The sequence below is a fragment of the Sphingomonas sp. genome (assembly GCF_036402235.1).
In the GTDB taxonomy this organism is placed as follows: Bacteria; Pseudomonadota; Alphaproteobacteria; order Sphingomonadales; family Sphingomonadaceae; genus Sphingomonas.
This window is the reverse complement of record NZ_DASWTG010000074.1, coordinates 24,652-34,145: the sequence shown is the minus strand read 5'-3', so window position 1 is coordinate 34,145 and position 9,494 is coordinate 24,652. Positions and strand designations below refer to the sequence as shown.

Sequence of the window (9,494 nt, the reverse complement as noted above, 5' to 3'; positions counted from 1 at the left end):
GCGACCAGGCCGGGCTGCGAATTGCCTATCATCCGGGCAGCGGCCGGATCGCCCTGTTCGCGCGGCTGACCGCGCCGCTCGCGGGGCGGGGCAGCGAGGCGGCCGCCGGAATCGAATGGCAACCCATGGCCGCGCCGGTCCGGATCGTCGCGGAGTATCGCGCGGGTCTCGGCGGCGTGCCGGGCGGCCCGGCGGTCGGGGTGGTCGCGAGCGCCTATGCCGTGCCGCTGCCGCTCGATTTCAGCCTCGAGGCCTATGGTCAGGCGGGCGCCGTCGCGCGGGCGCGCATCGATCCCTTCGCCGATGGCGCACTGCGCGTCACGCGCCAGGTCGCTACCGCGGGCGGCACCCGGATCGACGTCGGCGCTGGCGCCTGGGGCGCGGCGCAACGCGGCGCGGCGCGGCTCGATATCGGGCCGAGCGCTGTCGCCAGCGTGCCCTTGGGCGACAGCGCGCTGCGCGTCGCGCTCGACTGGCGCGAGCGCGTTGCGGGGGACGCCCGGCCCGGCTCCGGCCCCGCGCTCAGCGTCGGTGCGGATTTCTAACAGCTTTCGTGTCTGCCCGCCTTTCGTGCGCCCCTTTCAGGGGTTACGCAGGAGCGCCCATGGATCTCTACCTCCCCATCGCCAATCTCTCGGTCAACGCGGTCGTGATCGTGATGCTCGGGCTGGGCGTCGGGCTGCTGTCGGGCATGTTCGGCGTGGGCGGCGGGTTCCTCACCACGCCGCTGCTGATCGTCTATGGCATTCCTCCCACCGTTGCCGCCGCCTCGTCGGCGAGCCAGGTGACCGGCGCGAGCGTCTCGGGCGTCTTCGCGCACCTGCGCCGTCAGGGCGTCGACCTGCACATGGGCGCAGTGCTGATCGCGGGAGGCGTGCTGGGGTCGGGCGCCGGCGCGGTGCTGTTCCGCCTGCTCCAGGCGAGCGGCCAGATCGATACGGTCATCGCGATCCTCTATGTGCTGATGCTCGGCTCGATCGGCTGGCTGATGCTGTCGGAATCGCTCGGCGCGATCCGTGCCGAGCGCTCCGGCGCCGCGCCCAAGGCAAGGCGGCGGCGGCATCATCCGATGGTCGCCGCGCTGCCGCTGCGCTGGCGCTTCTATCGCTCGGGTCTCTACATCTCGCCGCTGGCGCCGCTGCTGCTCGGCTTCGCCACGGGCATCCTCACCATGCTGCTCGGCGTGGGCGGCGGGTTCATCCTGATCCCGGCGATGCTCTATCTGCTCGGCATGCCCGCGCAGGTCGTGGTCGGCACCTCGCTGTTCCAGATCCTGTTCGTCAGCGCCGCCGCGACGATGGTTCATTCGGTGACGACCAAGGCGGTCGATATCGTCCTCGCGGTGCTGCTGCTGCTCGGATCGGTGGTCGGCGCGCAGCTCGGCACGCGCTTTGCGGCAAAGGCCAAGCCCGAATATCTCCGCCTCGTCCTCGCGGTGATGGTGCTGCTGGTGGCGCTGCGCATGGTGCTCGGCCTCGCCTGGCGGCCGGACGAGATCTTCACGGTGACGCCGGGATGAGGCGCATGCTCTCATTGACTTCAGCTTCGCTGAAGTGCGGCACCGGCCCACTCCCCCACCCGGCCACCCAACGCCAGTATCCTATGGGGGGCCGGGTGGGGGAGCGGGCCGGTGCCGGGTGGCCAGGAGCGCTTCTCCTCGCGCTCGCCGCGCCGCTCATGATGGGCCAGGCCAAGCCCGTCCTCGTGCCCGACGTCTCCCAGCGCGAGATCGAGATCGCCTATTCCTTCACCGGCGCCGATCTGCTGCTGTTCGGCGCGATCATCCATGCCGGCGGCAGCGCCGCGCGGCCGGGGGAGCCGCCTGCCGATATCGTCGTGGTGGTCAAGGGGCCGACCGAATCGGTGCTGGTGCGCGAGAAGCAGAAGATCGCCGGCATCTGGGTCAATGCCGATCGCACGCGCTACCGCTCGGCGCCGTCCTTCTATGCGGTCGCCTCCTCGCGCCCGATCCGCGAGATCGTCGATGCGCGCACCCGCGCCATCTACGAGCTGGGGCTCGACAGCCTGCAGCTCTCCCCCGCCTCGGGGGCGGTGCCGGCGGTGCAGGCCCGGTTCGACGCGGGGCTGGTCGATCTCAAGAAGCGCACCGGCCTCTATTACGAGGCGCCGGGCACGGTCGAGATATCCGGTGGCGTACTCTATCGCGCCCGCATCAACATCCCCGCCCGCGTCCCCGTCGGGCGCTTCACCGCCGAGACCTTCCTGATCCGCGACGGCCGCGTGCTCGCCGCAGCGGTGCGCGATATCGACATCCGCAAGTCGGGGTTCGAACGCTGGATCGCGCGCGCCGCGGAGCGGTCCTCGGTGCTCTATGGCATCGCTGCGGTGCTGCTCTCGGTGTTTTTCGGCTGGGCGGCGGGCGCGATCTGGCGGCGATTCTGAGCGTCGGATAGTGGTTCGGCACCGGCAACGCCAAGCAAGCTTGCGAACCCATTCTTTACCTTGAAGGCTCCATATCGGTTCGGATGAACCGGGGAGCGTATCTTGACGACCGATGATCTGGGCGGACAGCGTTTTGACGGCCCCCGTCCCGCATCCGATGCGGCGCTGGCGGCCGCCGCTTCCGGCGCACCGCTGACGGGCATCGGCGCGGTCTTCGCGATCGGCGGCGCGTCGAGCGAGGTGGTGTTCGACCCCGCGGTGCTCGAATCGCTCTCCACCAGCGCCGATCCCGCGATCGCCAATGCCGGCACCGTCGGCAGCCAGGTGAAGATGCGCTCGGGCCCGTCCTGGCTGGTCGCCAATGTCCGCTCGCTGCGCTTCGATGACGCGTCCGGCCGGATCGCCGCCCAGGTCGATTTTCTCGGCGAAGGCGTCGAGGAGAAGCTGACCGGCAAGCTCTATGGCTTCCGCCGCGGCGTCACCCGCTACCCCGCGCCCGGCACCGGCGTCTTTCCGGTCTCGACCGCCGACCTGCGCCAGATCTACGCCGCCGACGACCGCCCGCATATCGAGGTGGGGAATGTCTATCCGACGAAGGACATCCGCGCCGCGCTCTATGTCGATTCGATGCTCGGCAAGCATTTCGCGCTGCTCGGCTCGACCGGCACCGGCAAGTCGACCAGCGCCGCGCTGATCCTGCACCGCATCTGCGAGCTCGCGCCCAAGGGTCACATCGTAATGATCGACCCGCACGGCGAATATTCGGCGGCGTTCAAGACCAACGGCGCGCTGTTCGACGTCTCGAACCTCGCCATGCCCTACTGGCTGATGAACTTCGAGGAGCATTGCGAGGTCTTCGTCACCACCGAGGGCTCGGATCGCCAGGTCGATGCCGATATCCTCGCCAAGTGCATCCTCCAGGCCAAGCAGAAGAACCGGCTCGCCGCCGAATTCGGCAAGCTCACCGTCGACGCGCCGATCCCCTATCTCCTGTCCGACCTGACCCAGATCATCCAGAACGAGATGGGCAAGATGGACAAGGCGACCGACACCGCCCCCTATCTGCGCCTCAAGAGCAAGATCGACGAGATCAAGGCCGATCCGCGCTACGGCTTCATGTTCTCGGGCATGCTGGTGGCCGATACGATGGCGAGCTTCATCGGCCGCATCTTCCGCCTGCCCGGCGACGGCAAGCCGATCTCGATCATCGATGTGTCGGGCGTGCCGAGCGAGATTACCAGCGTGGTCGTCGCGGTGCTCAGCCGCATGGTGTTCGATTATGCGATCTGGTCGCGCGGCGAGGCGCAACGCCCGATCCTGCTCGTCTGCGAGGAAGCGCACCGCTACGTCCCCAACGAGCGCAACGCGGACGGCTCCTCGGTCGGGCGGATCCTGAGCCGCATCGCCAAGGAGGGCCGCAAGTACGGCGTGTCGCTGGGCCTGATCACGCAGCGCCCGTCGGACCTTGCCGAAGGCGTGCTCTCGCAGTGCGGCACGATCATCGCGATGCGCCTCAACAACGATCGCGACCAGGCGTTCGTCCGCGCGGCGATGCCCGAGGGCGCGCGCGGCTTCCTCGATTCGATCCCCGCGCTGCGCAACCGCGAAGCGATCATGGTCGGCGAAGGCGTGGCGACCCCGGTGCGCGTCGCCTTCGATGCGCTCGACGAGGCGAAGCGGCCGGCGTCGAGCGATCCGCTCTTCTCCGAGCTGTGGAAGCACACGGGCGGCGAGGAAGCGAGTCTCGAGCGCACGATCAAGCGCTGGCGCTCGCAGGGGCGCTAGCGCGGGATCGGCAGCCGGAACGCGTCCGGCGACAATGCCTCTCCCTTGGTGAACGCCGCTTGCCGCACCGCGCCACGGAACGGGCTGACCTTGTTCATCCGCATGCCGATCGACGCACGGCCGGGTCCCTGCGGGGTGAACCTCAGCGCCGCCTGGGCCTGCAATGCGCCATCGACGAACGCACGATAGACCGTCCCGTCATAGCTCTGCGCGACATGATGCCACCGCCCGACCGGGAAGCGCTTCTCGGGCACGATCAGCGGCTGGCGATAGCCCGGGCCGAGAATGAAGGTGTCGAGATACCATTCGGCGCCTTCGACCCGGATCTCGAACAGCATGCGCGACCCGGTCTTCGCGGTCGGATCGGTGCCCGCGCCGCCGCTCTCGAGATGGAACCAGCGCTGCTCGAACGCGCCGCCATCGGGGCGGAACAACGCCTCGAAGGTGAAGCGGCTGGCCCCGGCGAGCGGGTGCGCGTCGAGGAACAGCACATCGTCCACGCCGTCGAACTCGATCGCGCGGCCGAGCGGCGAGCGGATCACGCGCGGCCCGCCCTCGCACCGGACGGCAAGCCCGCCGATGCGCTTCAGATTGTCGAACGTCCAGATTTCGGCGCGGCCCCGCGCCGCTGCCGGCGCCGCGGTGATCGTCGCCAGCCCGCCGATCAGCAGCGTCCGGCGATCGAGCATCGGCAAGCGGCCTGCGCTCACTCCTCGTTCTGCGCCTTCTTGCCGCGCGTGCCGCCCACCGGCACCGCCAGCAGCCGCGCCAGCTTGGCCTTGAACTCGCGCAGATCGCCGCCGCTCAGCGACTGGACGACCGAGAAGGAGACCGATCGCGGATTGATCGCCACGCCGTTGCGATAGAGCTCGTAATGCAAATGCGGCCCGGTCGAGATGCCGGTCGATCCGACATAGCCGATCACCTGCCCGCGCGTGACGCGCTGGCCCGATCGCACCGCGATCCGGCTCATATGGCCATAGCCCGTGCCCATGCCGGCGCTGTGATTGAGCCGCACGAAATTGCCATAGCCGCCATTGCGCCCTGCAAAGGCCACGGTGCCATCATTGGCCGCGCGGATCGGCGAGCCGTACCCCGCGGCGATATCCAGCCCCTTGTGCATGCGCGAGAAGCCCAGCACCGGGTGCCGGCGCAGGCCGAAGCCGGAGCTGATCCGGCCCGAAGCGGGCATCGCCATCTGCCCCTTGCGCTCGCCCGTGCCCTTGCCGTCATACCAGGTGGTGCGGCCATCCTCTTCCCAGCGGACCAGCTGGAGCTTGCCCGCGCCGCCGTTGAGGCCGGCATAGAGAAGGTTGCCCATCTGCACCTCGCCGGTCGCAGCCTTGGCCTGCTCGACGATGATGTCGAATTCGCTGTCGGCGCCGACGCGGCCGATCGGCACGCGGGTCGCGATCGAGCGGATATAGGCCTCCACCGCCTTGGCCGGGGCGCCCGCGGCACGCGCCGAGCGATAAAGGCTCTCGCCCACCCGGCCGCGGATGCGCAGCGGCGTATGATCGATTGCGATCGGAATCTCGTTGAGTGCGAGGCTGCCGCCGCTGCGCACCAGTTCGAGGCTGAGGTCGAAGCGGGCGCGGAAGGCCAACTTCTCGAGCGGGCGCGGCTGCGACTTGTCCATCCGGCGGCCGAGCGTCAGATCGAGCTGCGTGCCCGACTTGAGGTCGCCGAGCGACACCGCCTCCGCCACGAGATCGGCGGCGCGCACGGCATCGCCCCTTCCGACGCCCGAGCGCATCAGCGCGGCCTGCAATGCGCCGCCGCTGCCCAGCGTCACGGTATGCTGGAGGATCGGGCGTTCGGGCGTATCGGTGAGATTGGCGACAAGATTGGTCGCGCCGAGCTTGGTGCCGGTCGTCGATCCCGCGGCCAGCGGTGCGATCGCCTGCGCGCGCGCGATATCGGCGTCGATCCCGGTCAGCGCGCCGGGAACCTTGGCATAGATCGGGCGCTCGAACCCCGGCGAGAGCAGCACCACGGCGGCGCACAGGCCGGCGCAGGTGGCGACGCCGCGGAACCACTCGCCGCTGCCGATGCGCGATCCGAGATCGGGGACGAGGTCGAAATCGGGAAACCGCTCGCGGAGCCTGTCGCCCAGCGTGGTCTTGCGGATCACGAGGGCACGGCCGAACGAGCGCGCACTGGTGCCGCCCGCCTGCTCAAGCCCATGATCGCCGCGCAAGAACAAGGTGCGCTGCCCCCCAAGCCAATACTGTGCGCCGACCCCCGGCGCCGGGAGAATCGTTGTGGAACCAAGTCCCTAAAGTCAAATTAAGCAGGCTTCCCATTCTGGGTAGATGCGGCGAATCGTGCGGCGACGGGGGCAGATCGTGCCTTGCCGGGTGACGTCGCGGGAACAGCGTAGACACAGGCACTTGCGCGGTTCGCAGCTCCGACCGATCTTGACGGCGTAATGAGCCGCTTCTCCAACAGCCCGATCACCGCGGTGCTCGGCCCTACCAACACCGGCAAGACGCATCTCGCGATCGAACGGCTCACCGGCCATTCGAGCGGAATGATCGGCTTCCCGCTGCGGCTGCTCGCGCGCGAAGTCTATGACCGCGTCGTCGCGATGAAGGGGCCGAAGGAGGTCGCATTGGTGACCGGGGAGGAGCGGATCGTCCCGCCGGGCGCGCGCTGGTTCCTGTGCACCGCGGAATCGATGCCGATCGGCGGAGGCATGTTTGCCGGAGCCGAAAACAGAAATGCCAGAGGCATGTTTGCCGGAGCCGACAACGAACAAATCCCTCGCGAAGTCGGCTTCGTGGCGATCGACGAAGGCCAGCTGGGCGCCGATCCCGAGCGCGGCCATGTCTTCACCGACCGTATTCTCAACGCCCGCGGGCGCGACGAGACGATGATCCTCGGTTCGGATTCGCTTCGCCCCGTCCTGCGCAAACTCGTGCCCGAAGCCGAGATCGTCTCGCGCCCGCGCTTCTCGACCTTGCGCTATGCCGGGGCGAAGAAGCTCTCGCGCCTGCCCAAACGCTCGGCGATCGTCGCCTTCTCGGCCGAGGAGGTCTACGCCGTGGCCGAAGCGCTGCGCCGCCTGCGCGGGGGCGCGGCGGTGGTGATGGGCGCTCTCTCCCCGCGCACCCGCAATGCCCAGGTCGCGATGTTCCAGTCGGGCGAGGTCGACTATCTCGTCGCGACCGACGCGATCGGCATGGGCCTCAACCTCGATGTCGGCCATGTCGCCTTTGCGTCATTGAGCAAGTTCGACGGCAGGCGCCAGCGCCGCCTGACCATCGCCGAGATGTCGCAGATCGCCGGCCGCGCCGGGCGCCATCAGCGCGACGGCACGTTCGGCGCCTTGGTCGAGGAAGGGCCGGGCGCGTTCACTTCCGAGGAGATCCAGGCGATCGAGGATCACCGCATCCCAGCGCTCGACCATCTCTTCTGGCGCGAGGGCGAGCCGGACTTCGCCGGCATCGACGCGCTGATCGCCAGCCTCGAGCGCAAGCCCGATTCCCCCGTGCTGCGCGCCGCGCCCGAGGCGGTCGACCTCGCCGTGCTCAAGCGCCTCGCGGGCGAGGACTGGGTGCGCGATCGCGTGCGCGGTTCCAACACGGTCGGCCGGCTCTGGGCAGCGTGCGGCCTGCCCGATTTTCGCAAGCTCGGCGCCGATCCCCACGCTCGCTTCGTCGCGCGCGTCTTTCGGCATCTGAGCGAAGGCACCGGCCATATCCCCCACCAATGGTTTGCTGACGAGATCGCCCGGCTCGACCGGGTCGATGGCGATGTCGAGACGATCTCCGGCCGCATCGCCGCGGCGCGCAGCTGGGCCTATATCGCACAGCGCGCCGACTGGCTTGCAGAACCGCTCCACTGGGCCGAGCGCACCCAATCGCTCGAGGAGAAGCTCTCCGATGCGCTCCACGCCAGCCTGACTCAGCGCTTCGTCGACAAGCGCACCACGGTGCTGCTGCGCCAGATCGGCGCCGGCGCCTCGCACTTGCCCGTGGTGGTCGGTCCCGAGGGCGAGGTCAGCGTCGAGGAACATGTGCTCGGCCATCTCCACGGCTTCCGCTTCGTGGTCGAGCCCGACGCGCGCGCCGCCGACAAGCGCATGCTGCTTGCCGCCGCCGAGAAGGGGCTCGCCAGCGAGCTGCGCCGCCGCGGCGACGCGCTGGTGGCGGCGCCCGACAAAGAGCTAGCGCTGGATGCGGCCGCCGTGACCTGGCGCGGCGTGCCCGTCGCGACGCTCGAGTCTACCGGCAATCCCGTCCGCCCGCGTATCCGGCTCGACCGCGCGCTCGACGTCCTCGACGCCCGCGTCCGCGCCGCCGCGCAGGAGCGGATCGAGCGCTGGTTCGCCAACCGCATCGCCGAAGGCCTTCCCGATCTCGCCACGCTCGACGCGCTGAGCCGCGATGCCGCGGCCGGCGGCCGCGTCCGTGCGCTCGCTGGGCTACTGGTCGAGGCAGGCGGGCTGCTCCCACGCCGCGCCGCCGGTGCGCTGGTCGAGACGCTCGACCCGAACGACCGCAAGCGGCTGCGCAAGGCCGGAGTGACGATCGGCACGCTCGACATTTTCACGCCCGCCTTGCTCAAGCCACGCCCCGCCGCCGCGCGCCGCGCGCTGCTCGGCCTCGCCGGCGCGCCGCCCGAAGGCGCCACCGTGCTTCCCCGCGGCGCGCCAGGCGCCGAACTCGAACACGGCTTCCGCCCCTTTGGCAGCCAAGCGGTGCGCATCGACCTTGCCGAGCGCATCGCCCGCGCCGCGCACGACACGCGCACGGGCCGCACGCCCTTCACCCCCGATCCGGCGCTCGCGACCTCGATGGGCCTTACCGCCGACACGCTCGCGCGGCTGATGGCGCAGATCGGCTTCCAGGGCGTGCGCACGCCCAAGGGTGAGCCGCAGCGCTGGGTGTGGAAGGGCCTGACCCCGCTCGCCAAGCCCAAACCACCGCCACGCGATACGTCGATGGGCCAGGCCTTCGCCAAGCTCGCGGAGTTGGTCGATGAGTGATCCCGGCGCAGCGATGCGCCTCGACCGCTTCCTGTGGTTCGCGCGGCTGGTGAAGACGCGCAATGCTGCGCAGGACATGGCCGAGGCTGGGACGCTCCGCCTCGACGGGCGCCGCATCGAGCGCTCCTCGGCGCAGGTCCGCATCGGCTCGGTGATCGCCTTCCCCCTGCGCGGCCGCGTGCGCGTGCTGCGGGTCGAGGCACTGCCGCGGCGGCGCGGCCCGGCACCCGAAGCCGCCGCGCTCTATCAGGAACTGCTCCCCGGGCCGGTGACGCAGGCGGAAACGGCCAAGATCTGAGAACGTATCGCAGAA

The 9,494-nt window shown here is 69.7% G+C and carries 7 protein-coding genes and 1 pseudogene; 6 read left to right on the top strand and 2 right to left on the bottom strand.

Annotated elements, in window-relative coordinates:
* The 4 genes and pseudogenes from VGD28_RS15445 to VGD28_RS15430 all read left to right on the top strand — a co-directional run.
* Positions 1-545 (top strand): annotated as a pseudogene (locus VGD28_RS15445) (hypothetical protein); the annotation flags it as partial.
* A 59-nt stretch (positions 546-604) separates the two neighbouring features.
* Entirely contained in the window at positions 605-1,519 is a 915-nt protein-coding gene (locus VGD28_RS15440; protein ID WP_331029244.1) for a sulfite exporter TauE/SafE family protein, read from the top strand.
* Between the two features lie 161 nt (positions 1,520-1,680).
* On the top strand, positions 1,681-2,403 hold the full coding sequence (locus VGD28_RS15435; RefSeq protein WP_331029243.1) for a TIGR02186 family protein: 723 nt from the start codon (positions 1,681-1,683) through the stop codon (positions 2,401-2,403).
* A 165-nt stretch (positions 2,404-2,568) separates the two neighbouring features.
* The gene (locus tag VGD28_RS15430) at positions 2,569-4,188 is read left to right on the top strand and encodes an ATP-binding protein (RefSeq protein ID WP_331029246.1); all 1,620 of its coding nucleotides are present in this window, start codon (positions 2,569-2,571) and stop codon (positions 4,186-4,188) included.
* Here the strand turns inward: VGD28_RS15430 and VGD28_RS15425 are convergent.
* Positions 4,185-4,898: a LamG domain-containing protein gene (locus VGD28_RS15425; protein ID WP_331029242.1), complete on the bottom strand. Its 714-nt coding sequence runs from the start codon at positions 4,896-4,898 to the stop codon at positions 4,185-4,187. The two genes, VGD28_RS15430 and VGD28_RS15425, sit on opposite strands and share 4 nt — an antisense overlap.
* Positions 4,895-6,394 (bottom strand): M23 family metallopeptidase, encoded by a 1,500-nt coding sequence (locus VGD28_RS15420; RefSeq protein ID WP_331029241.1) that lies wholly within the window; start codon positions 6,392-6,394, stop codon positions 4,895-4,897. The genes VGD28_RS15425 and VGD28_RS15420 overlap by 4 nt, the downstream gene beginning before the upstream one ends.
* Before the next feature lie 225 nt (positions 6,395-6,619).
* Here VGD28_RS15420 and VGD28_RS15415 point away from each other — a divergent pair, with 225 nt between their 5' ends.
* Together VGD28_RS15415 and VGD28_RS15410 are read left to right on the top strand one after the other, a co-directional pair.
* A complete protein-coding gene (locus VGD28_RS15415) occupies positions 6,620-9,181 on the top strand; it encodes a helicase-related protein (protein ID WP_331029240.1) in 2,562 nt (853 codons plus the stop codon).
* Entirely contained in the window at positions 9,174-9,479 is a 306-nt protein-coding gene (locus VGD28_RS15410) for an RNA-binding S4 domain-containing protein (protein ID WP_331029239.1), read from the top strand. Before VGD28_RS15415 ends, VGD28_RS15410 begins: the two co-directional genes overlap by 8 nt.
* The last annotated feature ends 15 nt before the right edge of the window (positions 9,480-9,494 follow it).

Excerpts from the sequence above, each read along its gene's own strand:
- VGD28_RS15410 (WP_331029239.1), top strand. The coding sequence starts at position 9,174 with ATGAGTGATCCCGGCGCAGCGATGCGCCTCGACCGCTTCCTGTGGTTC.
- VGD28_RS15415 (WP_331029240.1), top strand. The coding sequence starts at position 6,620 with ATGAGCCGCTTCTCCAACAGCCCGATCACCGCGGTGCTCGGCCCTACC.
- VGD28_RS15440 (WP_331029244.1), top strand. The coding sequence starts at position 605 with ATGGATCTCTACCTCCCCATCGCCAATCTCTCGGTCAACGCGGTCGTG.
- VGD28_RS15435 (WP_331029243.1), top strand. The coding sequence starts at position 1,681 with ATGGGCCAGGCCAAGCCCGTCCTCGTGCCCGACGTCTCCCAGCGCGAG.